A 26,464-nucleotide genomic window follows, 5' to 3' on the forward strand; every position below is an offset into this window, starting at 1 on the left:
TATTTTAAACGCGACCCCAGAGTCTGGCGACGGTCAGGGCGATAAAAGCTTCCAGCTTGGGGGACTGCCGTCGTTCGGGCAGATAGACCAGATGCATTGGCCGCGATAGCGGTGAATAATCCGGCAGCACCCGGACCAATCGGCCGCTGGCAATATCTTCATCCAGCAGCATGCAGGCATGCAGCGCGATACCGAAACCGGCCAGCGCCGCCCGACGTACCCCTTCGCCAGAGTCCATCCGCAGCCGCGGCCTGACCGGCACGCTGATTTCCCCCGTTGGTCCCTGCAAGCGCCAGAAATGGTTGCCGTCCCACTGACTAAAACCAAAGCAGCTGTGTGCGCTGAGTTGCTCCGGCTGGGTTGGCACACCCTGCTGGGCCAGATAGTCCGGTGAGGCGGCCAGCGTCATGCGGTAATCGGGCAGGGCGCGGGCCACCAGGCCATCGTCTGCCACCGGCCCGATGCGAAACGCCGCCTCATAGCCTTCTTCAATCAAGTCTACCTTGCGGTCCGACAGCACCACTTCCGCTTCTACCTCCGGGTGCCGCTGCAGGAACTCGGTGAGGATCGGCGTCAGTACGCGGTTGCCGAAAGTGACGGGGGCACTGATGCGCAGCAGGCCGCTGGGAGAGCTCAATAGCGCCCGGGCACTGGCTTCGGCGGCATCGGCGTCGGCCAACAGACGGCGGCAACGTTCGTAGAATACCCGGCCGGTTTCGGTCAGCCCCTGTCTGCGGGTAGTACGGTTCAGCAGCGGCGCATTCAGCCGTTGCTCCAGGTAGCGGATGTGTTTGCCGACCATGGTCGGGGAGATTGCCATCTCCTCGGCGGCGGCAACGAAGCTGCCTTTTTCCACCACCCGCACAAACACCGCCATGCTGGTTAATCGGTCCATTATAAACCCCTGGTGTTTTCTGAATGTTCTGTGGGCCACTTCTCCTGATTATAGCGCTTTGCGATAATCATTCTATCGACCGTCAGTGTGTTATTGGCGGAAACTTTTCGGAGCAACAACATGCACGCATTAGCGTTTAAACATTTTGGCGGGCCGGACGTGCTCGAATACCTTGAGCTGCCGACGCCAGCGGTACCGGCGGGTGCGGTGCAGGTGCGTATGGGGGCCGCCGGGCTGAATTTCGCTGATATCTACCGCCGCAAGGGCAATTACGTGCTGCACGGCAACCCGCCACATATCGGCGGTTACGAAGGCGTGGGAACCATTATCGCCGTGGGCGAAGGGGTCGATGGCTGGCAGTTGGGGGAGCGAATTGGTTTCGCTGATGTCCCATTCTGCCACGCCACGCGAATCAACGTGCCGGTGGAGCATGCACTGCGGCTGCCGCAGGCACTGAGCGACGTCGAAGCCGCTTCAATTTTGTTGCAGGGACTAACGGCACAGTACCTGATTAATGACAGCGTGCAGGTGAAAGCGGGCGATCGCGCTTTAGTGCATGCAGCGGCGGGCGGTGTCGGACAAATTCTAACGCGTATGCTGGTGGCGCGTGGCGCACAGGTTTACGCCGTGGTGTCTTCGGCGCACAAACAGCAGATCGCACTGAACAACGGCGCAGCGGCAGCTTTCACTTATCAGCAGGATTGGGTCGCGCAAATTGCCGCGCTGACCGACGGTGGCGTTGAGTACGGTTTTGACTCGGTGGGCATCACGCTGCAACAGAGCATCGACGCGCTGCGTCCCGGCGGTCGGGTGGTCACTTTCGGCATGGCAGGCGGCGAAGCACCCGCTATTTCCGCCTACGACCTGATGATGGATTCCAAAGGCGTGGTCGGTGGCGACCTCTGGACCTACCTTAATAGCGCCGGGGCAAGGCGAGAAAGGGCCGAGCGTCTGTTCAGCAGTTGGCAGAACGGCGAGTTTGCCGTGCCCCATATCGAAACCTTCCCGCTCAGTGAAGGGGCGGCCGCTCACCGCCGGCTGGAGGATCGAAGCTTTGCCGGCAAGATTGTGCTGCTGGGCGATCGCGACCCGCAGAGTTAAAAGCGGCCTTCCGCTGCATGTTACACTGTCCGCCAGGCGATAATGGGGGTCAGTCAGGATGGAAGTGATACGTGCGGCGATAGAAAAACAGGTGATCGGCCTGACCGGGCTGGCGCTTGGCGATGTTGATTTTGAAAACCCGCCGGGCGATCCGGGCCTGTATGGGCCGCAGTCGGTCATTTGGCAGGTACACAGTGATTTCACCACCATGCTGTGCGGGGGCGTCAGTGCCTTACTGCTGCAGATGCTGCACCCGTTGGCGCTGGCCGGCGTCTGGGATCATTCCAATTTCCGCGACGATATGCTCGGCCGCCTGCGCCGCACCAGCCAGTTTGTCTCCGTCACCACCTTTGGCCCCACCGCCGAGGCCGAACGGCTGATCGCCAAAGTCAAAGCCATTCACCTGCGGGTCAACGGCGTCAGCAGCGACGGCAGGCCTTATGCCGCCAGCGATCCTGACTTGCTCACCTGGGTGCACGTGGTGGAAAGCAGCTGCTTTTTAGCCAGCCATTTACGCTACCGCAATCCGCATCTTTCCCGCGAACAGCAGGACGGCTATTACCGTGAGACGGCGCGAGTCGCCGCTGCACTGGGGGCACGCGATATCCCCATCTCTTGTGCGGCGGTCGAGGATTACCTGCAGCGCATGCGGTCGCAGTTGGTGTGCGATGAGCGCACGCAGGAAGTGGCTCGTATTCTGTTGGCGGCCCCGGCACCGAGCGTGCTGGCACGACCTTTTGGCATATTGGTGATGCAGGCGGGCATAGATCTGCTACCGGAGTGGGCGCAGCAGCAGTTTGGTTTTTCTCCCGGCGTCCTGCGGCAAAAACTGGTGCGCGCCGGTGTCGGTGGCGTAGGTAAAGTGTTGCGAGCCTCGATGCGCAACGGCTCCTATCAACGGGCACTACGGCGAATTGGCCGATCGGTCTGAACCCGCGCACGCTATAATTCTTACCAATAACCGAATGTTTAGGGACACTTTTGAGACTTTTACGGGTGATCCGACCGCTAATGCGCTTTACACTGGGCAAAAGCCAATTTCCATTTTATTTAGCGTGCAGCGTTATTCTGCGCCTTGACCCTATTTGAGGTTATATGAACGAGTCACACGTACTTGCTGAAGTCAGTAATGAGAACCAGACGCTGGTGGCGGTGGTTCAGCAAGATAGTCGGGCTGCCTATTTTTATATTTATCCTTCAGAAGAAAATAGCGAACGTTTTCAGGTGCGTGCTTGCTGGCTGCGTAATCTGGCGGCCGCGCCGCAGCAGGAAGACAGTGCGGCATTGGCACTGGGACAGCCACCGATGCTGGCCGCCGAGTTTTGCCGCAATCTGGAGGGGGAAGCGCCACTGAACCCGGAAGGGCTGATGGTAGTCTGGACGGAAAGCGACGACGGTGCGGCGCTGTGGTATTACGGCCAACTGCTGGCGGTGATCCCCGGCTGGAGCCTGTATATCGACCACTCGGTGTGTTATTCCGCCAGTTGCATCAAGGAAAGTCCACTGGCTTATCCGCTGGGTTCCGCCTCCACCAATACCCAGTATGCGCTGGCGGAAAACACCCGCCAGTTCTGGCGCAGTTGGCAGCGGGAAGAGGGTAACCCATGGCCAAAAATGCAGAACGACTATCAGGCGATTTACGATCAGCATTTTGGCCCTTCGGTGAAATACTACGCGATCGATCAGGGCAAGTGGCCACCAATGGCCATCACCCAACATGAGCGCGACGGCATCTACTATTTTCTCACCATGGGCGTCAGTATCCGCCCAATGCCGTGGGTAGAGATCCTGTTTAACGACGACGCTTCCCGTTACCGCCGCATGGAAATGGGCATCGCCATCGACGGGCAGTACATGACCGAAGAGAACGCGGTGCAGATGGCCAGCGCACTGGCCGGGTTCGCCCATGCGCCATGGGCTAAAATTACCTGGTTTGGCGAAGGTCATACTCTGGAATCTGAGGTGGCTCCGCAGGGTTATGAGGGCTACGTGCTTTCCTCGTCGTTTTACCCGTATAGCGAGCACCTAAACCTGCCGAAACAGTATGGCGACCCGGTGAATATCTTCTGGGCCAGCCCAGTATTTGAGGCCGAGCGCCTGCTGGCGCACGCTACGCCGAATGGTGGTCACGATCTGGTGAATAAACTGCGTGAGCAGGGCGTTGACCATATCTTCCGTCCGCGCCAACCGCTATGCTGATCGCCGATTAAATTCACGGGAGTTATCATGACGTCCGCTCTGTTAATTATTGATGTGCAGCAAGGGTTATTTACGCCGCCGCCGGCCGACGCCGAAGCGACGATTGATCGCATTAACAGTTTGAGCACTGCTGCCCGTCGGGCTGGGGTACCGGTGATTTTTATCCAGCACCAGACTCCGGACGATGAGCTGGCGCACGGCAGCGATGCCTGGCAGATTGACGGCCGTTTGCAAGTTAAAGACGGCGATCATCGGGTGGAGAAAACCACGCCGGACTCCTTCCTGCGGACCGGACTGGGGCCGTTGCTGGTGGCTAACGGTGTTTCGCACCTGGTGGTTTGTGGCTACTCCAGCGAGTTTTGCGTCGACACCACCACTCGCCGTGCCGCCGGGTTAGGCTATCCGGTGACGCTGGCCGCCGACGCCCATACCAGTCATGACAAAGCCCACGCGACTGGCTTGCAGATCCGCGCCCATCACAACGCCACACTATCGAATATTGGAAGCTACGGCGTGTTGATCAACGCGCTGCCGACGGCGGAAATTCACTTCTGATCGCCAGATAAAAAACGGGCCCGATATATGCGTTGGGCCCGCTAACGTTATTTCAACCCCGCCCTGCGTGCTGCCACTTTGGCCAGCTCTGTTTTCTTAACCGACCCGCGCACCGCCGTTAATCGAGGTGATGGTTCCGGTGACGAAAGAGGCTTCTTTTGACGCCAGCCACAGTGCGGCGCTGGCGATGTCTTCCACCCGGCCGGTGCGGCCCATCGGCGTTTCAGCGGCAATGGCGTCAATGCGATCCTGCGGTAGCCCGGCGCCGAAGAAGCGAGTATCGGCGATAAACCCCGGCGCAATGGCGTTGACGGTAATCCCCAACTCGCCAAGTTCGCGTGCCAGACTGAGGGTAAAACCCTGCACCCCGGCTTTGGCGGCGGAATAACCTAATGCACCCGCGCTGCCGCTGCCGCATTGGGCGGCAATTGAGCTCAGATTAATGATGCGGCCGCCCGGTTTGCTCAGGTGTGGCAACATCGCCAGGGTAAACAGGAAGGTACTTTTCAGGTTCCCTTCGATCACCGCGTCCCATTCTTGTTCGGCCTGCGCCAACGGCGTATCGGCGGCAATCACCCGGGTAAATCCGGCGTTGTTAATCAGGACATCCACCGTGCCGAGATCGGCTGCCAACTGGGCGACGACGTCTTCCACCGGCCCACGGCGGCTCAGGTCCGCCGAATAGTAGCGGGTAGCGGGGCCAATTTGCTGCGCCGCCTGCTGCAGGCGTTGCGGGTCGCGCGCCACGATGGCGATGCGGTAATCCTGTTGCGCCAGTTGTTGAGCGATGGCCAGCCCAATACCGCTGGAACCGCCGGTAACAATCGCTGTACGTTGCGTCATAACTGCTCTCCTTTCTCGCCGGGTGCACCGGAATGGCGCAGCACTGTGCGGTCGGGAAAGTATTGGCTTTTGCTATTGATACATCCAATACTCTATTTATGCTTTCAAAATACGAAAAAGGTATTGCGTGATTGAACTACGCCAACTGCGGCAATTTATTGCCGTCGCGGAAGAAATGAGCTTTCACCGCGCCGCCGAGCGCTTGCATATGGCACAACCCCCGCTGACTGCCGCTATCCGAAAGATTGAGCAGGAGCTGGGCGTGCTGTTGCTGGAGCGCGGCAACCGCGTCACCAGGATCACCGAAGCAGGGCAAGTGTTTCTGATTGAGGCGCGGCGAACGTTGGCGCAGTTTGAACGCACCCTCGGCAATACCCGCCGTGCGGCACGCGGTCTGACCGAATCGCTGCGCCTGACCTTCGTCGACAGCACGGTAAACGCTCTGTTGCCGGGCATCCTGCGGCAGTTTCGTCAGGCGCATCCGCAGGCGGAGTTTCATTTGCAGGAGGCGACGACCGCCGAGCAATTGATCGCACTGCGCGATGACCGCGCCGACATTGGCATGGTGGTGCTGCCGGTAACGCCGCAAGAGGGCTTGCAGATCTTGCCTTTCCTGTTCGATCGCATGGTGTTGGCATTGCCGGAAAACCACCCGCTGGCGACGCAGCAGCAAGTGACGTTGAGCAGCCTGGCCGATCAACCCTGGGTGCTGTTTCCGGCGCATTACGGCCCCGGTATGCACACGGCGATCTTGCAGGCCTGTGCGGTGGCGGGATTCAGTCCGCGTATCGTGCAGGAGGCACGGCAGATGCAGACCATCGGCGGGCTGGTGGCGGGCGGTGTGGGGATCGCGTTGATGCCGGCCCTGTTTGCAAGACTGCAATCCCCCGGCGTGGTGTTCCGTGAACTGAGCGGTACAGGCAGCCCGGTAGCCTATACGCTGGCGCTGGCGTGGCGCACGGCTTCACCGCTGACTGACGCTTTTTGTCGTATTGCCGCTGAACAGGCGCTGAATTTGGCAACCAGCGGTGATTGACAACGCCCATACTGGGGGATACCTTAAAAGCATGAATATACCGATGCAATCCACACTTAATCAGTCCTGGTGGCGCCTCTTCTGAAGGCGGCACGGGTATTCACACCTCTTTTCAATGCCGCCGGTTCTGGCGGCATTTTTATTGCGTTGATCCGGTGGTGTATTTACTTTCAGGAGCAAGGCAATGAGCTATACCATTCTGACCGGCGATCGTCCCACCGGCTCCCTGCATTTAGGTCACTACGTCGGGTCACTGCGCCAGCGCGTTGAGCTGCAACAACACCATCAGCAAACGGTGCTGGTGGCGGACCTGCAGGGGCTGACCGATAACGGCAATAATCCGCAAAAAATCAGCACCAACGTGCTTAATCTGGTCGCCGACTATCTGGCGGTCGGTATCTGCCCGCAGAAGACCACGATTTGCCTGCAATCCGCGCTGCCGGCGCTGGCCGAACTGACCATGTATTATCTCAACCTGGTCAGCGTGGCGCGGCTGGAACGCAATCCGACGGTGAAAAGTGAAATCATCGAAAAAGACTTTTCCCGCAGCCTGCCGGCCGGCTTTCTGGTCTACCCGGTTAGCCAGGCGGCGGACATTACTGCCTTTGGCGCCACTCACGTGCCGGTCGGCGACGACCAACTGCCGATGCTGGAGCAAACCAACGAGATTGTGCGGCGTTTCAATCACATTGTCGGCCGACAGGTCTTGACGGAGTGCCAGCCGTTGTTAAGTCACGTCAGCCGTCTGCCGGGGCTGGACGGGCAGGGCAAGATGTCTAAGTCGCGCGGTAACACCATCACCCTGGGCGCCGACGCCGATCAGGTGCATAAGGCGGTGATGAGCATGTTTACCGATCCGGGCCACTTGAATATCAAGGATCCCGGTCAGGTGGAGGGCAACATGGTGTTTACCTATCTGGATGCCTTCTGTGACGATGTTGAGCTGGTGGCGGAGCTGAAGGCACACTATCGCCGTGGTGGGTTGGGCGACATGAAAATCAAACACCTGTTGGAAGATTGCCTGCAAAGCCTGCTGGAGCCGATCCGCACGCGTCGGACGCAATACCTGGCCGACAAGGGCGAGCTGTTGCGCATTCTGCGTCAGGGGACCCAACGCGCCGACCAGGTCAGTCGGCAAACGTTGGGGCAGGTGAAGGCCGCATTGGGGCTGGATTTCTTTACCCTCAATTGAGTGCCGGCCCTCTGTTGGGTGAGCGTCAGGCGGCGCTGTCAACGATCGGGTGTTTAACCACGAAGATATACGACAGCGCGCCGATGACGGTAAAGCAGGAGCAGAGGGTAAGGGCCAGGCTGAAAGAGTGGGTGGTATCCAGGATCCAACCGGTGACCACTGGCGCGAATGAGGCAAAGATAAAGCTGGCGAAGTTTTGAATGCTGCCGACCGAAGCGGTCATGCGTGAATTCACCGCCACGTGGATCAGGCCCCAGCAGGAGGTACCGGCAAAGTGAATGCAAAACAGCGCCATGCCGATCAACAATACCGCGCTGTAGGTGGTGGTGGCCTGAGCGACCACGGCGGTAAAGGAAGCGGACAGTAACATACCGGTGACGATGCAAATTTTGCGGCTTTTCAGCGGAGCCATGCCGCGACGTACCAAAAAGTCGGTGACGAAGCCGTTCGACAACATGCCGGCGGCGCCAAACAGGAACGGAATGGCACTCAGCAGCCCGGTACTTTTCAGATCCAGATGGTAAGTGGTCTGCAGATAACCCGGCAGCCAGGCCAGGTACAGCCAGGCGGTGTAGTTAATGCCGCTGAAGCCAATCATCATGCCCCACATGGTACGGTTCCTGAATAGCGCTCGCCACTCGCGAAAGTTCATTGGTTCTGGTCGGGCGCTGACGCTACCGGCATTCAAATAGGCCTGTTCCTGAGCGCTCAGGCTGACGTCCTGTCGGTTGCGGTACAGCATGTACCAGCCGATGGACAGTGCGATACCCAATACGCCGATGGTGATAAACATGCCGCGCCAACCGAAGGCCAGCATCATGGCGGTGAGGATCGGTGGGCTGATCGCCAGCCCGATGGTCGAAGCGGCATTAAAAATACCCATCGGCATGCCGCGATCCTTGATATTGAACCAGTCGTTGATCACCTTTACGCCGCACGGATTCATGGGGGCTTCACCAATTCCCAGCCCGATACGTACCCAGATAAATTGGGTAAAGCTGTGGATCATGCCGGACAGCGTCTGGAATACCGACCAGACAAACATGCCGATCCCCAGCATGATGCGTGGACCTTTACGATCCAGCAGCAGGCCGCAGGGCAACTGGGCGATGCCATAGGCCAGGGAGAATGCCGACAGCAACAAGCCGATTTCGGTACCGCTCAGCCCCATTTCTTGCCGGATGGTGGAGTTCGCCACCGAGAGTGAACTGCGGTCAAGAAAGTTGATTATGGCTGCCAAAAATAACAACAACATGGCCGTGGTTTGAATTTTTTTAATTCTGGCCGAACGAACCAGCATTCCCTCCGGCGGCATCGGAATTATGTGATCGGAATAGGTTTCCCCCTGTTCCTTCCCGGTATTAATCGTATGACTTCTTTCCATTTCATCCTCCAGAATTTCGCATTAATAATATTTATTATTCCGGGTATTCCCCTGGGTGGTGTCTTAATGAAGGTATTAGCAGGTGGTCGGCAGTAAGCCTAGAGGGCGAAATATTTTAGGCGGTGGGTTTTGTTACGGTTCCGTGCGACAGCCAGTATTTTGCTGCTTTTTATCGGTTTTAAATGACGGTAGGGTGTTTTTTATCGATTAAAAACACCCTGCGGCTCAGGCGATGGTCTGATTGAGTGAGCGGATCATCGACTGTTTGGCGGTATCCAAATGGCGGTGCAGCGCGTTGATGGCTTCCTGATCGTTACGGCAAATAAGCGCGCTGAGAATGGTCATGTGTTCTTCAATGGCAATGATATTACGCTGTTTAAGATCGGTCTCATCCCACTGATAATGGAAGTGGAAAATCACCGAAATGATCTCCAGCGACTGATTGAAAAAAGGGTTATTGGCGGCGGAAAGGATCAGCAGGTGGAAGTCGCGATCCAACTGGGAAAACAGGCGATAATTGTCGCTGATATCTTCCCGTAATTGGCGGTGGCGGCTCAGCAGTTCCCTGGCCTGCAGCCAGCGTGGGTCATGCGCCGGCAGATTGATAAAGTGGGACAGGGCGTGCGTTTCCAGCATCTGGCGCAGCTCAAACAGCTGTTCGGCATAACGCTGGTCAAACTGCTTCATACGCCATTGCCCGCGCTTGCTGCTTTCGATCAGATTGTAACGGCTGAAGTGCAGCAGAAATTCCCGCACCACCACCGGGCTTACATTGACCGCGCGCGCCAGTTGCAGCTCGCTGAAGCTGTCCCCGGCGCGCAGCTGCTTCTGATTAATCATCTGGTAGAACGCTTTTTCGAACCTTTTTCCCTGTTCGTCCAGGGAAGGGCTTTGGCAGTCGAAGCCGTCTTCCGGCTGTGGCTGGCGTAAAATCACATAGTCGTCGCCGACCTTTTCCAGCACGCCACGTTGGAACAGATGCGTCAACGTATGGCGCACTGTGGTGCGGCTGATGTTGTACATTTCGGCCAATGCGGCCTGGGACGGCAGCGGAGAACGCAGGTGGTTATTATTGATACCGTCAATCATCTGGTTAACCACATTGTGGCGCAGGTTCTGGGTTCTGCTCATGCGAGCCTCGGATGTTTTTTATCTATTTAAAACCAATTTAAAACGGTTTATTTTGTACTGCTTCACAGATCTCGCTTCCGACTTCATGCCTGGCGGCGCTTTTATTTAATAACTCTTCCCATAAATAAAGGGGAGGTTATAAAAAAATGAAAGTATTAGTTCTCGAGCAACCAACGAAATTAATTTATCAGCAGCGTCCGGCACCTATTCCTGCGCAGGCCGAAGCGGTGATCAAAATGATTACCGTGGGCATTTGCGGCACGGATATTCACGCCTGGTCCGGTCAGCAACCTTTCTTTAGTTATCCGCGGGTCCTGGGCCATGAAATATGCGGCGAAATTGTCAGTCTCGGCAGTCAGACGGCCGGCTGGCGGGTAGGGCAGCGCGTGACGGTGATGCCCTATCTTGCCTGCCATCATTGTGGGGCCTGCCAGAGTGGCAAAACCAACTGCTGCGAGAATATTTCGGTGATTGGCGTACATCAGGACGGCGGCTTTTGCGAGTATCTCAGCGTGCCGGTCAGCAACCTGCTGGCGGTGGACGACGTGGCGCCAGAGGCCGCGGCCCTGATTGAGCCGTTTGCCATCAGTGCCCATGCGGTTCGCCGTGCGGCCATAGCGCCGGACGATCCGCTATTGGTGGTGGGGGCCGGGCCCATCGGCCTGGGCGTGGCGGCGATCGCCAAGGCTGACGGGGCGCAGGTGGTGGTGGTTGATACCAGCGCCGAACGGCGGCGGCATGTCGAGCAGGTGCTGCAACTGCCGACGCTCGATCCGCAGGACGAGCAGTTTGAAGCCCGACTGCGTGGCCAGTTCGGCGGTATGCTGGCGGCGAAAGTGATCGACGCCACCGGCAGCCGACAGGCGATGAACAATGCCGTCAACCTGATCCGTCACGGCGGCAGCATCGTTTTTGTTGGGCTGTTCAAGGGGGATTTGCAATTCTCGGACCCCGAGTTCCATAAAAAAGAAACCACCCTGATGGGCAGTCGCAATGCGACCGAAGAGGATTTCGCCAAGGTCGGCCGTTTGATGGCGGCAGGGGCGATCACCGCCCGGATGATGCTGTCCCACCAGTTCGACTTCGACAGCCTGGCGCAGCATTATGAAGAACAGGTGATCAATAACCAGCAGCTGATTAAAGGCCTTATTCGCTTTTAACCCCGGCGGGAAATGACGGCATTCGTCATTTCCCGGCCATAAAACCATCATCCCGTTGTCACAAAGTTATTCGTTAATAGGTGCCCATAATGATTAGCCACTGAAACCAGAGAAATCATATGGGTCAGGCACAGTTAAAACTAGCAACCACCGACTTTCCAGGGCAACAACCGCTATCCTCCCGCAAGGTGTTATCGGTAAAAGGCTTGGGCAAAGCTTATAAATCACAGCAACGAGTGCTGGACGATATCAATTTCGACCTGCACGTTGGCGAATTCGTGGCGGTGATCGGCCGTTCCGGCGCCGGTAAATCTACTCTGCTGCACACCCTGAACGGCACCATTCCTTCGAGCTGCGGCGAGATGCTGCACTTTGAAGATGACGGTGTGGCACAGGACATCGCACAACTGAGCGCCCGCCAAATGCGCCAGTGGCGTGCCCGTTGCGGCATGATCTTCCAGGACTTCTGCCTGGTACCACGGTTGGACGTGATAACCAACGTGCTGTTGGGCCGTCTGAGCCACACTTCTACCCTGAAATCCTTCTTCAAACTGTTTGATGACGCCGACCGCGCCCGCGCCATCGAACTGTTGCAATGGCTCAATATGCTGCCGCATGCGTTGCAGCGCGCCGAGAACCTGTCCGGTGGTCAGATGCAGCGCGTGGCGATTTGCCGTGCGCTGATGCAAAACCCCAAAATTCTGCTGGCCGATGAGCCGGTGGCATCACTCGATCCGAAAAACACCCGTCGCATTATGGATGCGCTGCAAAAAGTCAGTGAAAACGACATTGCGGTGATGGTGAATCTGCACTCGGTCGAACTGGTGAAAGAATATTGCACCCGGGTGATTGGTATTGCCCAGGGCAAAATTGTGTTTGACGGTCATCCGTCGCAACTGAACGAACGGATACTGCACCAGCTGTATGGCGAGGAAGCCAATCAAATCCATTGAGTATTTCTTCACTTTTACCTTTACACACAAGGCAGCGTAATGAAAAAAGTATTGAGTCTGACCACCCTGATGGCCGGCGCGATGATGGTATTTAACGCTACTGCAGCGGACGCACCCAAAGTATTGAATCTGGGTATTCTCGGTGGGCAAAACGCCACCCAGCAAATTGGTGATAACCAATGCGTTAAACAGTTCCTGGACAAGGAGCTTGGCGTTGACACCAAACTGCGTAACTCCTCCGACTATTCCGGCGTCATTCAGGGCCTGTTGGGCGGCAAGATCGACCTGGTGTTGAGCATGTCGCCGTCGTCGTTTGCCTCGGTGTACATCAAGGATCCGAAAGCGGTGGATATCGTCGGCATCGCGGTTGATGACGTCGACCAATCCCGTGGTTACCACTCGGTGGTGATCGTTAAAGCCGGTAGTCCATATAAAAAGCTGGAAGACCTGAAAGGCAAGGCCGTGGGCTTCGCCGATCCGGATTCTACCTCCGGCTTCCTGATCCCGAACCAGGAATTCAAGAAACTGTTTGGCGGCACGGTAGACAACAAATACAACAATACTTTCTCCAGCGTGACCTTCTCCGGTGGCCATGAGCAGGACGTTCTCGGCGTGTTGAACGGTCAGTTTGAAGGTGCAGTGACCTGGGCGTCGATGATCGGCGACTACAACACCGGTTATACCAGCGGCGCGTTCACCCGCATGATCCGTATGGATCACCCGGACCTGATGAAACAGATCCGCATTATCTGGCAGTCGCCGCTAATCCCGAACGGTCCAATCCTGGTGAGCAACGCGCTGCCGGCAGAGTTTAAAGCCAAAGTCGTCACCGCGATCAAGAAGCTGGATAAGGACGATCACCAGTGCTTTATCAAAGCGATGGGCGGCAAACAGCACATCGGCGAGACCACCCTGGCGGAATACCAGAACATCATCGATATGAAGCGTGAGCTGACCAAAGGCGACCGTTAATCATCGGATTACGTCCTGATCGATCCAAAGGGGTTCAGCGTGCTGAACCCCTTGTTCCATAAGATGGAAATCTATTTTGAATAAAGATTTTGCGCACTATTACCAGCAGGTTCGCAGCAAGCAAAAACGCGAGACGTTGATCTGGTCGCTCGGTCTGGTGGTGCTCTATCTGGGCGCCGGCAATATCGCCGAGTTCAACCTGCACACCGTGTGGCTGTCGATCCCTCATTTCTTTGATTATCTGGCAGAAACCATCCCGACATTACACTGGCGCTTACTGTTCGCTGACGGGCACACCGAGGGGTCATTGGCCTACTGGGGTTACCGGCTGAACATTCAACTGCCGCTGATCTGGGAAACGCTGCAACTGGCGCTGGCGGCGACCCTTCTTTCGGTGCTGGTGGCGGGCGTTCTGGCGTTTCTGGCGGCCAACAACACCCACAGCCCGGCAACGTTGCGCATGGCGATCCGCACGCTGGTGGCCTTTTTACGCACCATGCCGGAGCTGGCGTGGGCGGTGATGTTCGTGATGGCGTTCGGTATCGGGGCCATTCCGGGCTTTCTGGCATTGGCGCTGCACACCATTGGCAGCCTGACCAAACTGTTTTATGAGTCGATTGAAACCGCCTCCAACAAGCCGGTGCGCGGGCTGACGGCCTGCGGAGCTACACCGTTACAGCGCATGCGTTTTGGCATGTGGCCACAGGTGAAACCGGTGTTTCTTTCGTACAGTTTTATGCGCCTGGAAATCAACTTCCGCCAGTCGACCATTCTGGGGTTGGTGGGGGCGGGCGGCATTGGTCAGGAGCTGATGACCAATATCAAGCTCGATCGCTACGATCAGGTCAGCATGACGTTGCTGCTGATTATCCTGGTAGTTTCGCTGCTGGATTACACCTCAGGTGAATTGCGCAAACGCGTCGTGGAGGGGAAAAAATGATAACGGCACCCACTATTTCGACGGAAAAGCTGCAAACGCTTAAACAGCAGCACCCGGAGATCTTCTCACAGCAACGCCGCTACCTGCGCACCATCGGCATTGTGGCAGCGGCTATCGCACTGTATTACCTGTTCTTCTTCCAGTTCTTTGGCATAGCCTGGCCGCAGTTTATTAACGGCTGTCATCAGCTTGGCCGTTATTTCATGCGTATGTTTGTCTGGCATGATTTTGTTAACTGGCCGTTTATGTACTATTTCCAGCAGATATTTATCACCATCGGCATCGTGTTTGCCGGCACCATTACCGCTTCGTTGATTGCCTTGCCGCTGTCGTTCTTTGCCGCACGTAACGTGATGTCGACGCCGTTGTTGCGACCGATTTCGGTGCTGGTGCGCCGTTTGCTGGATATCCTGCGCGGTATCGACATGGCCATTTGGGGGCTGATTTTCGTTCGTGCCGTTGGCATGGGGCCGTTGGCCGGGGTATTGGCTATTGTCATGCAGGACGTCGGGCTACTCGGCAAACTCTATGCCGAAGGGCATGAAGCGGTGGATAAATCCCCCAGCCGCGGCCTGACGGCGGTCGGTGCCAACGGCCTGCAAAAGCACCGTTACGGTATCTTTACCCAGTCGTTCCCCACTTTTCTGGCGCTCAGCCTGTACCAGATTGAATCCAACACCCGATCTGCGGCGGTGCTGGGCTTTGTCGGTGCCGGCGGTATCGGCCTGGTGTATGCGGAGAACATGCGGCTGTGGAACTGGGACGTGGTGATGTTTATCACCCTGATCCTGGTGGTGGTGGTGATGATAATGGATAAAGTGTCATCCATCCTGCGCAATAAATACATTATTGGCGAAGACATCCCGCTGTATCAGCAAAAAAGCCAAATCGATTGAGAAACCCCGCTCTGATCCCTATACTGCCGCACATATTCAAGGCGTAGCAGTATAGGGTATTACAATGTGCGCGCCTTCCGGTTTACAAGCTAAAGGCAATTCTATGATCAACAATGACGTGCTGCGCAGCGTGCGCTACATGCTGGGTATCAACGACGCGAAAATGGTTGAGATTATCAAGCTGGATAATTTCGACGTTGCGGTCTCGGCAATGAGCACTTACGTCATCAAGGAAGGCGAGCCGGGGTTCGAAAACTGCCCTGACGAAGTGATGGCGCATTTCCTGAACGGTCTGGTGTTCTTCAAACGTGGCAAGGACGACAAGTTCCCGGCGCCGGAAGTGGAGCTGCCAATCACCAACAATCTGGTGTTGAAAAAACTGCGTGTGGCCTTCGAGTTGAAAGATACCGACATGCACCAGATCTTCACCGCCGTGGAATTCCGCATTTCCAAGCCGGAACTGAGCGCGCTGTTCCGCAAAGAAGGCACCAAAAACTTCCGCCCTTGTGGCGATCAGATGCTGCGCTATTTCCTCAAAGGGTTAGCGCAACGCCTGCGCGGCGCATAAGTCACGCCGCTCTTTATGGCACCGGCTTTCCAACGCCAACATTCTGTTGGCGTTAGTCTGATGACAAACACCCGAAAAACGTGGTTTTCGGATGTTTGGGGTAAATCAGAAGACATAATCCTTTGTTTTTATTAGCCCCCAAATCAAGACTTTTAAGCGCAAAGAACTTTGTCAGCAATCTGACGCCAACATTCTGTTGGCGTTGCTCTACCTGCGACGTTAACCCATCAGTGCCGTTAGGCGGGGCAGGTAAACGAAACCTGCACGGTGCCAACAAATCAAACTCAAATCTTATCTATTAGCGCCTCAAAAACGGCTCCAATTCTCACCGTTATCATCAGCAACCACTTTCGGTGCGGCTATCGCCTGTGGCTGAACATGGGCCCCGGCGGACGCGTGTGTGGCGAGTTTGAAAAGGGAAACGGTTTGATTCAAGTGATTGGCCTGATCTTCCAGCGCACTGGCGGCGGAAGCCGATTGTTCGACCAGCGCGGCGTTCTGCTGGGTCACCTTATCCATTTCGTTAACTGCCTGCGCAATTTGTGCAATTCCACGGCTCTGCTCTTCAGAAGCACTTGAGATCTCTTGCATGGTTTCCGTTACCTGACCGATGGCGGTAACAATTTCCGTCATGGCTCCGCTCACGTTTTCCACCAGATCGTTGCCCTGATCGACACGCAGCACCGATGTATCAATCAGCGTTTTAATCTCTTTGGCCGCCTGAGCGCTGCGCTGAGCAAGGTTACGTACTTCGCCGGCGACAACGGCAAAGCCGCGGCCTTGTTCACCAGCGCGAGCCGCCTCCACCGCGGCATTCAGTGCCAAAATATTGGTTTGGAAGGCGATGCCGTCGATGACGCTGGTGATATCACCAATTTTGCGTGAGCTATCGGCGATATCGCTCATGGTGACGACCATTTTGCGCGTGATCTCACCGCCGTTGATTGCACTTTGCGAAGCGCGTTTCACCAACGAGGTGGCAGCAGCGGCACTATCTGCGTTGTTTTTCACCGTAGCAGAAAGTTGCTCCATGCTGGCCGCCGTTTCTTCCAGCGAACTCGGCTGTTCTTCTGTGCGGCTTGAAAGGTCGTTGTTACCTGCTGCAATTTCCTGCACGCCGGTATAAATGTTTTGCGTTCCTGCCCGGACGGTGCAGACGGTATTAGCCAGCTCATTACGCATATTGATGAGACCGTTAATCAGTCGGCCTATTTCGTTATTTCCACCGGTATTAATTTCAATATCCAAATTCCTGTTCGAAATTTCGGCCTGATAGTCGATAATCTGGTTTATCTTGTTCAGCACATATTTTCTGATCCACACCAGAACCGCACCGGTCAGCAGAATAAAGATGAAAATGAACGCGAGCGATAAAGGCACCATTTGGCGATAGCTGGTCTGTGCCGCAGCGGCTGCTGGAGTAATAATATCGTTGGCAACGTAGGCCGAAGTATCATCAAGCGCAGACATAAAATATGTTGACGAGCTATTGTGCATAATTGACTGGAAACGGGTGATATCACCATCTTCCAGGCTGACAATTAATTGAAGCAGATCGCCGCGCGCTTTTTCATACAGATTTTTGACGTTCTTGGTGCGCTCGTTTTCACTCTGCTCAGACAGCGACAGCCGATAAAATTTTTCCATCAGTTTATCCACCTCTGTGAGGCGCTGACGAAGTTCACCAAGGGACTTTTTGGTATCGTTACTTTGCGGCTGCGTGGTGAGCATCAGTGCGTCTTTAAGCACTTCTTCGCGGAGTTCGGTAACGGAAGCGTAGGCATTATCCATTGCCATGATTTGATTAAAGCCGGAGGATATTTGTGTAAGGCGGTTATTGGTACCTGAGGCATCCAGAATGCTCCACGCGCCGGAGAATATCTGAATAATACAGAACAGGGTTAAAATCCCCATTAATCCGTGGGAGATTTTTAATCGTTCAAACATAGTACAACCTGAAATTTCAATGAGATGCCAGTGCGGCAAATAGCATTTTTTTGCCGCGAGAAGTGCTGTTTGTTTTCGGCAGGCTGCGCTAAAACTTTAGCGATTAATTTTTGGTTGAGTCTGATGTCGATATTATCGGTGTTTTTAACTTCACGTTTTTAATTTAAACACAAATATAACATGTTCTGGTTCCTGTGTTACAAAGGTCATTGATAACGTAACAGTGATCCTTGTGCTAAAGAGAATGTATTTTACCGTTGCTATTTTATGTCGCCTGTTATCAGAGTGTGATGCTCGGTGAGCGTAAATTTAAGGACGGTTGGTTATACCGTTGCGGAAATATCATCTCAGTTTAAAAGAAAATGACTGATTATGTCGCCAAAGCCAAGCCGCTTAATCAATGGGAGCTGCGTTCCAAACTGTATTTTATCTGGCAGGCCAGTTCAGTCGTATTGCCGATTTCCGGTTATGGCGCCGGGGTTATCCCCGGCGCCGTTTTAGCTTAGATATTGCGTACCAGAATGTTGCTCGGTGGATGCAGACTGATGTTGATCTGTTTATCCGCCGCCGTTTGACGATAATCGTTGAGCATCGCGCGGATATCGTCGTCCAGATAATTAATCCCCTCGCAATCGATAATCACCGTGCTGTTGTGCTCAATCTGCCCCAGCAAATGCTTCAACCGCATCTTATTGAGGAAGGTCAGATTTTGCTGGCACTGCAGCAGGTAATGGTCGTCGTAGCGGGTCAGCCGCAGGGCGTGACGGTTACTTTGATACAGGCTCCACAGCAGTTGCGCGACCAGGCCGATGGCTATACCCGCCAGCATGCCAAACGCCAGAATACCGCCGAGGGTGGCAGCAAAGGGGACGAACTGTTGCAATCCCTGACGCCACAGAGTGATAAAAATACGCGGGTGCGCCAGCTTAAAACCGGTGTAGATCAGGATTGCAGCCAGACTGGCTAATGGAATGCTGTTGAGCAGTTCGGCAAACAGCAAGGCGCTGAGCAGCAACAGCACGCCATGCAGCAGAATAGATACCCGGCTGCGTGCACCGGCCTGCACGTTGGCAGAGCTACGCACAATGACGGCGGTAATCGGCAGGCCGCCCAGCAGCCCGCTAATGCAGTTCCCCACCCCCTGCGCGCGCAATTCTTTATCGGGCGACGGTTCCGGCATCATCGGCGCCATCTTTTTCAACGCTTCCTGGCTCAGCAGGGTTTCCAGACTGGCAACAATCGCCAGAGTTATGGCTACCAGATAGACCGCCGGGTTACGCCATGCCTGCCAGTTGGGCAGTGAAAATTGCCCTTGCAGCGCTTCGACGCTGTCGACCGCCGGTAATTCAATTCGTGGCAGCGTGCCGATGGCGGGCCAAATCTTCTGGCCCAGCCAGACAAACAGACAACCCCACAGCACCGCGACCAGCGGGCCAGGCAATGCCGTCAGTCGCAGGCGCTGTTTGAGCGATGACTTCCCCCAAAAAACAATCAGTAGCAGTGCACCCAGCGTAAGCATGACCGCCGCTGGGGCAATATCCCCACGTAGTTGCTCGGTGGAGGGGGTTTCACTCAGACCATGCCCGGACGGATAACCCATTGCCAGCGGCAACTGTTGCAGGATCAGTAAAATGCCGATGGCGGCTAACATGCCGTGGATCACGGCTCCGGGGATCAGTGCTGCCAGTTTGCCGCCGCGCAGCAGGCCGAAAGCCAGTTGCAGTATGCCGGCCAATAGCAGGGCGAATAAGAAGGTGGAAAAGTCGCCCAGTGTCAACATGGCACCGGTGACAATGGTCACCAGTCCGGCGGCCGGGCCGCTGACCGAAAAGGGGGAAGGGCTGAGCAGGGTGACGACAATACCGCCGATCACTCCGGTCAATAGGCCCACGAACGGCGGTACGCCGCTGGCTTGTGCAATGCCCAGACTGAGCGGCAGGGCGACCAGAAACACCACCAGCCCGGCGGGCAGGTCAAAACGCAGATCGGCACGATTCATGTCATCCTCCCGGCAGCGTTGCGCTGTTCCAGTACGTTTAAAAATCCGGTATGCATGTCGTAAATGCAGCCGACCAGCGTCAACCCGGCATTGTGTCGCCAGGCGCGTTGTATTAACTGGGTTTTGCTGAGGGTATTGAGCTGGAGCTGTACGTTGGCGTGGGCTGCTTTATTCAGGTCGTCGTCATGGGTATCGGTCTCAGCCGGCAAATGTGGCACCAGTTTGGTACGCAGCGAATTGAGACGGCGTGTGAGTGAATCCTTACTGGGGGTGTTACGGCTGCTCAGGGCCGCCTGGATCCCACCGCAACCGTAATGCCCGCAAATCACGATGGCCCCGACCTCCAGATGTTCGACCGCGTATTGCACCACGCTCATCAAATTATCATCCTGCTCTTCGACCACGTTGGCGATATTGCGGTGCACAAACAGCTCGCCGGGTTGTGCACGCACAATAGTTTCGGCGGGAACCCGGCTGTCGGAGCAGCCAATCCACAGAATGTGCGGTTTCTGCGCCTGTGCCAACTGCGGGAAGAAATTGGGATCGCGGGATTGTTGCTGAGTTGCCCAACTGCGGTTTTTTACCAGCAGATGATTAATCGTTGTCATGAAAGCTCCTTGGGTCAGGGGATTTGGCAGCGAGAAAGTTCGGCGCTGACGTGCAGGCCGTCGCCACTAGCAAAAAACTCCTGTCCAAGGTTAGTCCAATCACTTTGCCAATGATAAGCAGTGTTTGTGTAAAGTTTTCTATATTAAGGTGGCCGGGTTGATGGTAAGGCTCTTTAATTCCATTATGTTATAAATATATTCCCATTATTTATTGGTTTTTAATTTTGCATTATTGATTTTTATTAGTGTTTAATTGTTGTTTTTGGTGAATGATTCAATTCATTATTCTTTTGTGTTTTTGTGTGAATAATCAGACAATCACATTGTTTAGTAACTAAATAATTTATTATATCCATAGGCTAATGATTTCTGATTAATCGTAAATGGGTATTCAATTATACGCATAGAGTTTAGGGTTAATTAATGAGATCCATTTTGGCATATCGCCATAATGCTATTTAGTGCACCTTTTTTGTTCGCCATTTGCCCACGGCTGGTGCAGGTTTTTACCGTTTTACTATAAGTTTTTCTTATATTTTATTGAAATCAGCCGATTAAAAATTGGCACGCCGGTTGCTCTATGAATCCCATCTTGTGTACCAGATGGAATTTTGCCAATGACTCAGTCCGTTAGCCTACGCGGTTTCACCCTCAGCGAATGGCAGCATCATTATCATACCCACCCGGCCGGCGAGCGCATGGCCTGCGTGCGTACTACGCTGGTTGCCTTGCTGGCCAATTTGCCAGCGGATGACAATGCCTGGCTGTACCTTGCCAGCGCTGAACAACTGGAGGGGCAGTACCAACAACTGGCCCAACGGCTTGAAGCCGTCGCCGGGGACATCAGCCGCCTGCCGCTGTTTGGTGTGCCTTTTGCGGTCAAAGACAATATCGATGTCGGCGGTTGGCCGACTACCGCCGCCTGCCCGGAGTTTGCCTATCAGGCGACGGCAGATGCAGCCGTCGTCGCTAATCTGCGCGCCGCCGGTGCGCTGGTGATCGGTAAAACCAATCTCGATCAGTTCGCTACCGGCCTGGTCGGCACCCGTTCGCCGCACGGCGCAGTGGTGAACAGTTTCGACGGTCGCTATGTCAGCGGTGGCTCCAGCTCCGGCTCGGCCTCGGTGGTGGCGCGCGGCCTGACGCCGTTCTCATTGGGAACCGATACCGCCGGTTCAGGGCGCGTCCCGGCCGGATTCAACAATATTGTCGGCCTGAAACCGACCAAAGGCTGGCTGTCGAACCGTGGCGTGGTACCCGCCTGTCGGCTCAATGACACGGTGTCGGTATTCGCCCTGACGGTGGCAGACGCTGCGCTGGTGGCCGAACTGGCTGGCGGCTATGACGCAGCCGATGCCTATTCCCGCATCAATCCCCATACCGCCCCGGCGAGTCTTCCCGCGGCCCCCCGCTTTGCAGTACCGGCGCAGCTCGAATTTTTCGGCGATACCCAGGCCGAGCAGGCATTTCAACGGGCGCTGGAGCAGTTGCAAAGCTGCGGCGTAACGCTGGAAACCCTCGATTTTACCCCGTTCCGCGTTCTGGCAGATCAGCTCTATTACGGCCCCTGGGTGGCGGAACGCACCGTGGCGGTAGAGAAGATATTGAGTACCAATCCACAGGCGATTAATCCGGTGGTGCGCGGCATCGTCAATAACGGCCTGAAGTACAGCGCCTGTGACGCCTACAAAGCGGAATATCTGCGTGCCGAGCTGGCGCGGCAGATTGAACAACGGCTGGCTCCCTTCGACGCACTGGTGGTGCCGACCTCACCGACCATTCGCACACTGGCGGAAATGGAGCAGGAGCCGGTGTTGTTCAACTCGCAGTTTGGCACCTACACCAATTTCACCAATCTGGCCGGTCTGAGCGCGCTGGCACTGCCTGCGCCGATGCGCGACGACGGCCTGCCTGCCGGTATCACGCTGGTTGCTCCGGCCTGGCACGATCGGGCGCTGGCGGCCTTCGGTCTGCGCTGGCAACAGGCTCAGGCTTTGCCGTTGGGTGCGACCGGCCGCGCGCTACCGCCGCTGAATTCTCTGACGCCGTCGGCTCAGCACGTGCAGGTAGCGGTAGTCGGCGCTCACCTCAGCGGGATGCCGCTGAATTTCCAGCTCACTCAGCGTGCCGCGATTTTGCTGGAGCAAACCACCACCGCACCCTGCTACCGGCTGTACGCGCTGGCCAATACTCAGCCGCCAAAGCCGGGGCTGGTCAAAACCGAGCAGGGGGCCGCAATCCGTGTGGAACTGTGGGAGATCCCGCTGGCGCGTTTTGGCGAATTGGTGGCGGAGATCCCGGCGCCACTGGGTATCGGCACGCTGTTGCTGGCGGATGGTCGCCGGGTGAAAGGCTTTATCTGCGAACCCTGGGCGCTGCAGGGGGCCACGGATATCACTGAATTTGGCGGCTGGCGCAATTATGTCGCCAGCCTGAAGGGGGCTTGATCATGTTTTCTACCGTACTGATTGCCAACCGCGGCGAAATTGCCTGCCGCGCCATCCGCACCCTGAAACGCCTGGGAGTGACCAGCGTGGCGGTTTATTCCGACGCCGACCGCAATGCACCGCACGTCACCGCAGCCGATTTGGCGGTGTCGCTGGGCGGTGAAAAACCCAGCGACAGTTACCTGTGTATCGACAAGATCCTGGCGGCGGCGGCAGAAACTGGCGCGCAGGCGATCTACCCCGGCTACGGGTTCCTTTCCGAGAGCGCTGAGTTTGCCGACGCCTGCGAAGCGGCGGGCATCGCTTTTATCGGCCCGACGGCGGCACAAATTCGCGAGTTCGGCCTGAAACACCGGGCGCGTGAGCTGGCGGCGCTGGCGCAGGTGCCGATGACGCCGGGCACTGGCCTGCTGGACAGCGTTGAGCAGGCGGTCAACGCCGCCAGACAGATTGGCTATCCGGTGATGCTGAAAAGCACAGCCGGCGGTGGCGGTATCGGCCTGACGCGCTGCGATGACGAAGCCGCCCTGCGTGAAGCCTACGACAGCGTGAAACGGCTGGGTGAGCAGTTCTTCCGCGATTCAGGGGCCTTTATCGAGCGCTTTGTCGATCAGGCCCGTCATGTCGAAGTGCAGATCTTTGGTGATGGTCAGGGCTGGGTGGTGGCCCTCGGCGAACGCGACTGCTCATTGCAGCGCCGCAACCAGAAAGTGGTGGAAGAGACCCCGGCACCGAACCTGCCGACGGCCACCCGTCAGGCGCTGCATCAGGCGGCGGTGGCACTGGGGGCGTCGGTTAATTATCGCAGTGCCGGTACCGTGGAGTTTATCTACGACGGCGCGCGCGACGAGTTTTATTTCCTCGAAGTGAACACCCGTCTGCAGGTGGAGCATCCGGTGACTGAAAGTGTGACCGGGCTGGACCTGATCGAATGCATGCTGCAGGTGGCGGCGGGGGATGCGCTGGACTGGGCGGCGCTGCAACGCCCACCGCAGGGGGCATCGATTGAGGTGCGTATCTATGCCGAAGATCCGCTGAAAAACTTCCAGCCCAGCCCGGGCGTACTGACCGAGGTGCATTTCCCTGATGGGGTACGGGTGGACGGTTGGGTCGCCACCGGCAGTGAAGTGTCGGCATTTTACGACCCGATGATCGCCAAGTTGATTGTTCACGGCGAGGATCGCCGACAGGCGCTGGAGAAAATGCGCCTGGCGCTGGATGCCACCCGGCTGCACGGCATCGCGACGAATCTGGATTACCTGCGGCAGGTGATTGCCACCGCGGAGTTCCAGACCGGTAGCGTGTGGACCCGCATGCTGGACAGTTTCCGCTTCCAGCCCAGCAGTATCGAAGTGCTGCAACCGGGCACTTACAGCAGCGTGCAGGATTATCCCGGCCGCGTCGGCTATTGGGATATTGGCGTGCCGCCGTCCGGGCCGATGGACGACTTTGCTTTCCGGCTGGCCAACCGCATTGTCGGCAATCATCCCAGCGCCGCCGGGCTGGAGTTTACCCTGCAGGGGCCAACCCTGCGTTTTCATTGCGACGCCACTGTTGCGCTGACCGGTGCGGACTGCCCGGCAGATTTGGATGGCGAAGCGCTAAATTACTGGCAGCCGGTGGCGGTTCGGGCCGGGCAGGTACTGACGATGGGCCGCGCCCGGCACGGATGCCGCACCTATCTGGCGGTGCGCAATGGTTTTGACGTGCCGGTCTATCTGGGCAGCCGTTCGACCTTTGCTCTGGGACAGTTTGGCGGTCACGCCGGACGGACCCTGCGGGTAGCGGATATGCTGGCGGTGTCGCAACCGGCATTGGCCGCGACCACCACGCCGGCACCGATTGCCGCGCCGCAGGCGATGGATGAAAGCCTGATCCCAGAGTATGGCAATCTGTGGAACATCGGCGTGCTGTATGGGCCGCACGGCGCACCGGACTTCTTTACCCCAGAGTCGATCGACCGTTTCTTTGCCACCGAATGGCAGGTGCATTACAACTCCAACCGGCTGGGGGTGCGCCTGTCCGGGCCAAAACCGGAGTGGGCGCGGCAGGACGGCGGCGAGGCAGGGCTGCATCCGTCCAACGTACACGACTGCGAATACGCCATCGGTGCCATTAACTTCACCGGCGACTTCCCGGTGATCCTCACCCGTGACGGGCCGAGCCTCGGTGGTTTCGTCTGCCCGGTGACCATCGCCAGGGCCGAGCTGTGGAAGGTCGGCCAGGTGAAACCAGGCGATCGCATTCGCTTCCATCCGATTGGTTTCAAACAGGCGCAATCGCTGGAACAGGCGCAGCTTGGCAGTATCGAAGCGCTGGCGGCGGTGAAGGCCATCACCTTGCCGGCACCGGATCTGACGCCGGGTGCCACGGTTTCTGCCGCTATCCTGGCGGCACTGCCGGCGACCGATAGCCGCCCGGCGGTGGTCTATCGCCAGGCCGGTGACGGCTACATTTTGCTGGAATATGGCGACAACGTGCTCAGTCTGGCGCTGCGGCTACGCATTCATCTGCTGATGCAGTCGCTCAAGCAGGACGCGATCCCCGGCGTCGAGGAGCTGGCACCCGGCGTGCGATCGCTGCAGATCCGCTATGACAGCCGCGTTCTGGGCCAGGCCGATTTATTGGCGCGCTTGTTGGCACGCGAACAGGCATTGGGCGATGTCAGCCAACTGAAGGTGCCGACGCGCACGGTTTATCTGCCAATGGCGTTTGAAGACTCTGCCACTCTGGGGGCGGTGGAACGCTATCAACAGACGGTGCGTTCGTCCGCGCCCTGGCTGCCAAACAACGTCGATTTTATTCAACGTATCAACGGGCTCAGCACGCGTGAGCAGGTGCGCGACATCATTTTTGATGCCAGTTACCTGATCCTCGGGCTGGGCGATGTTTACCTCGGCGCACCCTGCGCGGTACCGATTGACCCGCGTCACCGGCTACTCAGTTCCAAATATAACCCGGCGCGTACCCATACCGCCGAAGGCACGGTCGGCATCGGCGGCATGTACATGTGCATCTATGGCATGGACTCACCGGGGGGCTACCAGTTGGTCGGGCGCACGCTGCCGATCTGGAACAAATTCCTCAAAAATCCGCAGTTCAGCGCCGGTGAACCCTGGCTGCTGCACTTCTTTGATCAGGTGCGTTTCTACCCGGTCAGCGAACAGGAGCTGGATGAGCAGCGCGAGGCGTTCCGCGAAGGGCGCGCGCAGGTCCGTATTGAGAACAGCGAGTTTGATTTTGCCGAATACAGCCGTTTCCTGGCGGACAACGCCGAAGATATCAGTGCCTTCCAGCAGCGCCAGCAGCAGGCGTTCAGCCATGAAGTGACGCGCTGGCAGGAAGAGGAGGGCGAAGCCGAGGCCCAGTTGCTGCCGCCACAGGATGATGAAGAAGAGGTTGATGGTTATCTGGTCAGCGCCGACCTGAACGGCAGCGTGTGGAAAATCCTGGTGACGCCGGGGCAGCAGGTCGAAGCCGGCCAGCCACTGATCGTGGTGGAGGCAATGAAAATGGAGCTGGCGGTCACCGCGCCGCGCGCCGGGATCATCAAACGCATCAGTTGTCAGCAGGGGCGGCCTGTCGGGCCGGGCGACGCCCTGCTGTGGCTGGAGCACGCCAGTTAACCCTGTTTAATT

At 56.8% G+C, this 26,464-nt stretch carries 22 protein-coding genes; 15 read left to right on the forward strand and 7 right to left on the reverse strand.

The genetic code is table 11. The features are described from left to right. Positions 1-4: 4 nt before the first annotated feature. Positions 5-895 carry a LysR family transcriptional regulator gene (locus M2406_RS00620; RefSeq protein WP_012005832.1) on the reverse strand — a complete coding sequence of 297 codons (891 nt, stop codon included), beginning with the start codon at positions 893-895 and terminating at the stop codon, positions 5-7. A 120-nt stretch (positions 896-1,015) separates the two neighbouring features. On the opposite strand from M2406_RS00620, the gene M2406_RS00625 reads away from it, so the two are divergent. The 4 genes from M2406_RS00625 (at position 1,016) to M2406_RS00640 (ending at position 4,750) form a co-directional block, all read left to right on the forward strand. After that, positions 1,016-1,996, forward strand: a complete 981-nt coding sequence (locus M2406_RS00625) for a quinone oxidoreductase (RefSeq protein ID WP_218215727.1) — start codon at positions 1,016-1,018, stop codon at positions 1,994-1,996. Positions 1,997-2,054: 58 nt separating this feature from the next. After that, positions 2,055-2,927 (forward strand): oxygenase MpaB family protein, encoded by an 873-nt coding sequence (locus tag M2406_RS00630; protein WP_112364509.1) that lies wholly within the window; start codon positions 2,055-2,057, stop codon positions 2,925-2,927. A gap of 164 nt (positions 2,928-3,091) precedes the next feature. Beyond that, the gene (locus M2406_RS00635) at positions 3,092-4,195 is read left to right on the forward strand and encodes a suppressor of fused domain protein (RefSeq protein ID WP_112364508.1); all 1,104 of its coding nucleotides are present in this window, start codon (positions 3,092-3,094) and stop codon (positions 4,193-4,195) included. Positions 4,196-4,222: 27 nt separating this feature from the next. Further along, positions 4,223-4,750, forward strand: coding sequence for a cysteine hydrolase family protein (locus tag M2406_RS00640; RefSeq protein WP_218215732.1), 528 nt, complete (start codon positions 4,223-4,225; stop codon positions 4,748-4,750). A gap of 96 nt (positions 4,751-4,846) precedes the next feature. Here M2406_RS00640 and M2406_RS00645 read toward each other — a convergent pair whose 3' ends face one another. Continuing rightward, a complete protein-coding gene (locus M2406_RS00645; RefSeq protein ID WP_012005837.1) occupies positions 4,847-5,593 on the reverse strand; it encodes an SDR family NAD(P)-dependent oxidoreductase in 747 nt (248 codons plus the stop codon). 127 nt (positions 5,594-5,720) lie between these two features. Between M2406_RS00645 and M2406_RS00650 the strand changes: the two genes are divergently transcribed. Then, on the forward strand, positions 5,721-6,629 hold the full coding sequence (locus M2406_RS00650; protein ID WP_218215734.1) for a LysR family transcriptional regulator: 909 nt from the start codon (positions 5,721-5,723) through the stop codon (positions 6,627-6,629). Between the two features lie 184 nt (positions 6,630-6,813). After that, positions 6,814-7,821, forward strand: a complete 1,008-nt coding sequence (gene trpS / locus M2406_RS00655; protein ID WP_259188019.1) for a tryptophan--tRNA ligase — start codon at positions 6,814-6,816, stop codon at positions 7,819-7,821. A gap of 25 nt (positions 7,822-7,846) precedes the next feature. Here trpS and M2406_RS00660 read toward each other — a convergent pair whose 3' ends face one another. Continuing rightward, the gene (locus M2406_RS00660; protein ID WP_259188021.1) at positions 7,847-9,205 is read right to left on the reverse strand and encodes an MFS transporter; all 1,359 of its coding nucleotides are present in this window, start codon (positions 9,203-9,205) and stop codon (positions 7,847-7,849) included. Positions 9,206-9,430: 225 nt separating this feature from the next. Beyond that, positions 9,431-10,336, reverse strand: coding sequence for a GntR family transcriptional regulator (locus tag M2406_RS00665; RefSeq protein ID WP_012005841.1), 906 nt, complete (start codon positions 10,334-10,336; stop codon positions 9,431-9,433). A gap of 146 nt (positions 10,337-10,482) precedes the next feature. Here M2406_RS00665 and M2406_RS00670 point away from each other — a divergent pair, with 146 nt between their 5' ends. From M2406_RS00670 to M2406_RS00695, 6 genes are all read left to right on the forward strand, one after another. Then, the gene (locus tag M2406_RS00670; protein WP_259188022.1) at positions 10,483-11,496 is read left to right on the forward strand and encodes a zinc-binding alcohol dehydrogenase family protein; all 1,014 of its coding nucleotides are present in this window, start codon (positions 10,483-10,485) and stop codon (positions 11,494-11,496) included. A gap of 119 nt (positions 11,497-11,615) precedes the next feature. Continuing rightward, positions 11,616-12,449, forward strand: a complete 834-nt coding sequence (gene phnC / locus M2406_RS00675; RefSeq protein ID WP_012005843.1) for a phosphonate ABC transporter ATP-binding protein — start codon at positions 11,616-11,618, stop codon at positions 12,447-12,449. A gap of 39 nt (positions 12,450-12,488) precedes the next feature. Beyond that, on the forward strand, positions 12,489-13,421 hold the full coding sequence (phnD, locus tag M2406_RS00680; protein WP_012005844.1) for a phosphonate ABC transporter substrate-binding protein: 933 nt from the start codon (positions 12,489-12,491) through the stop codon (positions 13,419-13,421). Between the two features lie 76 nt (positions 13,422-13,497). Then, positions 13,498-14,361 (forward strand): phosphonate ABC transporter, permease protein PhnE, encoded by an 864-nt coding sequence (gene phnE, locus M2406_RS00685; RefSeq protein ID WP_259188025.1) that lies wholly within the window; start codon positions 13,498-13,500, stop codon positions 14,359-14,361. Further along, the gene (gene phnE, locus M2406_RS00690; RefSeq protein ID WP_012005846.1) at positions 14,358-15,257 is read left to right on the forward strand and encodes a phosphonate ABC transporter, permease protein PhnE; all 900 of its coding nucleotides are present in this window, start codon (positions 14,358-14,360) and stop codon (positions 15,255-15,257) included. The genes phnE (M2406_RS00685) and phnE (M2406_RS00690) overlap by 4 nt, the downstream gene beginning before the upstream one ends. A gap of 103 nt (positions 15,258-15,360) precedes the next feature. Beyond that, entirely contained in the window at positions 15,361-15,825 is a 465-nt protein-coding gene (locus M2406_RS00695) for a DUF1456 family protein (protein WP_041418497.1), read from the forward strand. Between the two features lie 306 nt (positions 15,826-16,131). On the opposite strand, the gene M2406_RS00700 is transcribed toward M2406_RS00695, so the two are convergent. Continuing rightward, positions 16,132-17,772: a methyl-accepting chemotaxis protein gene (locus tag M2406_RS00700; RefSeq protein ID WP_259188030.1), complete on the reverse strand. Its 1,641-nt coding sequence runs from the start codon at positions 17,770-17,772 to the stop codon at positions 16,132-16,134. Positions 17,773-18,134: 362 nt separating this feature from the next. Here M2406_RS00700 and M2406_RS00705 point away from each other — a divergent pair, with 362 nt between their 5' ends. After that, the gene (locus tag M2406_RS00705) at positions 18,135-18,278 is read left to right on the forward strand and encodes a hypothetical protein (protein ID WP_259188031.1); all 144 of its coding nucleotides are present in this window, start codon (positions 18,135-18,137) and stop codon (positions 18,276-18,278) included. On the opposite strand, the gene M2406_RS00710 is transcribed toward M2406_RS00705, so the two are convergent. Next, positions 18,275-19,771: a SulP family inorganic anion transporter gene (locus M2406_RS00710; RefSeq protein WP_115182979.1), complete on the reverse strand. Its 1,497-nt coding sequence runs from the start codon at positions 19,769-19,771 to the stop codon at positions 18,275-18,277. The two genes, M2406_RS00705 and M2406_RS00710, sit on opposite strands and share 4 nt — an antisense overlap. Then, entirely contained in the window at positions 19,768-20,379 is a 612-nt protein-coding gene (locus M2406_RS00715) for a carbonic anhydrase (protein WP_259188034.1), read from the reverse strand. Before M2406_RS00715 ends, M2406_RS00710 begins: the two co-directional genes overlap by 4 nt. Positions 20,380-20,996: 617 nt before the next feature. On the opposite strand from M2406_RS00715, the gene atzF reads away from it, so the two are divergent. Together atzF and uca are read left to right on the forward strand one after the other, a co-directional pair. Next, positions 20,997-22,826 (forward strand): allophanate hydrolase, encoded by a 1,830-nt coding sequence (atzF, locus tag M2406_RS00720; RefSeq protein WP_259188036.1) that lies wholly within the window; start codon positions 20,997-20,999, stop codon positions 22,824-22,826. A 2-nt stretch (positions 22,827-22,828) separates the two neighbouring features. Next, positions 22,829-26,452 carry an urea carboxylase gene (uca, locus tag M2406_RS00725; RefSeq protein WP_259188037.1) on the forward strand — a complete coding sequence of 1,208 codons (3,624 nt, stop codon included), beginning with the start codon at positions 22,829-22,831 and terminating at the stop codon, positions 26,450-26,452. Positions 26,453-26,464: the final 12 nt, after the last annotated feature.

Origin of the sequence: Serratia sp. BIGb0163 (genome assembly GCF_024809935.1) — a bacterium.
Classification (GTDB): Bacteria; Pseudomonadota; Gammaproteobacteria; order Enterobacterales; family Enterobacteriaceae; genus Serratia; species Serratia quinivorans.

Bases quoted from the DNA above. Each gene is read 5' to 3' on its own strand.
- M2406_RS00620 (WP_012005832.1), bottom strand. From the start codon at position 895: ATGGACCGATTAACCAGCATGGCGGTGTTTGTGCGGGTGGTGGAAAAA.
- M2406_RS00625 (WP_218215727.1), top strand. From the start codon at position 1,016: ATGCACGCATTAGCGTTTAAACATTTTGGCGGGCCGGACGTGCTCGAA.
- M2406_RS00630 (WP_112364509.1), top strand. From the start codon at position 2,055: ATGGAAGTGATACGTGCGGCGATAGAAAAACAGGTGATCGGCCTGACC.
- M2406_RS00635 (WP_112364508.1), top strand. From the start codon at position 3,092: ATGAACGAGTCACACGTACTTGCTGAAGTCAGTAATGAGAACCAGACG.
- M2406_RS00640 (WP_218215732.1), top strand. From the start codon at position 4,223: ATGACGTCCGCTCTGTTAATTATTGATGTGCAGCAAGGGTTATTTACG.
- M2406_RS00645 (WP_012005837.1), bottom strand. From the start codon at position 5,593: ATGACGCAACGTACAGCGATTGTTACCGGCGGTTCCAGCGGTATTGGG.
- trpS (WP_259188019.1), top strand. From the start codon at position 6,814: ATGAGCTATACCATTCTGACCGGCGATCGTCCCACCGGCTCCCTGCAT.
- M2406_RS00660 (WP_259188021.1), bottom strand. From the start codon at position 9,205: ATGGAAAGAAGTCATACGATTAATACCGGGAAGGAACAGGGGGAAACC.
- M2406_RS00665 (WP_012005841.1), bottom strand. From the start codon at position 10,336: ATGAGCAGAACCCAGAACCTGCGCCACAATGTGGTTAACCAGATGATT.
- M2406_RS00670 (WP_259188022.1), top strand. From the start codon at position 10,483: ATGAAAGTATTAGTTCTCGAGCAACCAACGAAATTAATTTATCAGCAG.
- phnC (WP_012005843.1), top strand. From the start codon at position 11,616: ATGGGTCAGGCACAGTTAAAACTAGCAACCACCGACTTTCCAGGGCAA.
- phnD (WP_012005844.1), top strand. From the start codon at position 12,489: ATGAAAAAAGTATTGAGTCTGACCACCCTGATGGCCGGCGCGATGATG.
- phnE (WP_012005846.1), top strand. From the start codon at position 14,358: ATGATAACGGCACCCACTATTTCGACGGAAAAGCTGCAAACGCTTAAA.
- M2406_RS00695 (WP_041418497.1), top strand. From the start codon at position 15,361: ATGATCAACAATGACGTGCTGCGCAGCGTGCGCTACATGCTGGGTATC.
- M2406_RS00700 (WP_259188030.1), bottom strand. From the start codon at position 17,772: ATGTTTGAACGATTAAAAATCTCCCACGGATTAATGGGGATTTTAACC.
- M2406_RS00705 (WP_259188031.1), top strand. From the start codon at position 18,135: ATGACTGATTATGTCGCCAAAGCCAAGCCGCTTAATCAATGGGAGCTG.
- M2406_RS00710 (WP_115182979.1), bottom strand. From the start codon at position 19,771: ATGAATCGTGCCGATCTGCGTTTTGACCTGCCCGCCGGGCTGGTGGTG.
- M2406_RS00715 (WP_259188034.1), bottom strand. From the start codon at position 20,379: ATGACAACGATTAATCATCTGCTGGTAAAAAACCGCAGTTGGGCAACT.
- atzF (WP_259188036.1), top strand. From the start codon at position 20,997: ATGACTCAGTCCGTTAGCCTACGCGGTTTCACCCTCAGCGAATGGCAG.
- uca (WP_259188037.1), top strand. From the start codon at position 22,829: ATGTTTTCTACCGTACTGATTGCCAACCGCGGCGAAATTGCCTGCCGC.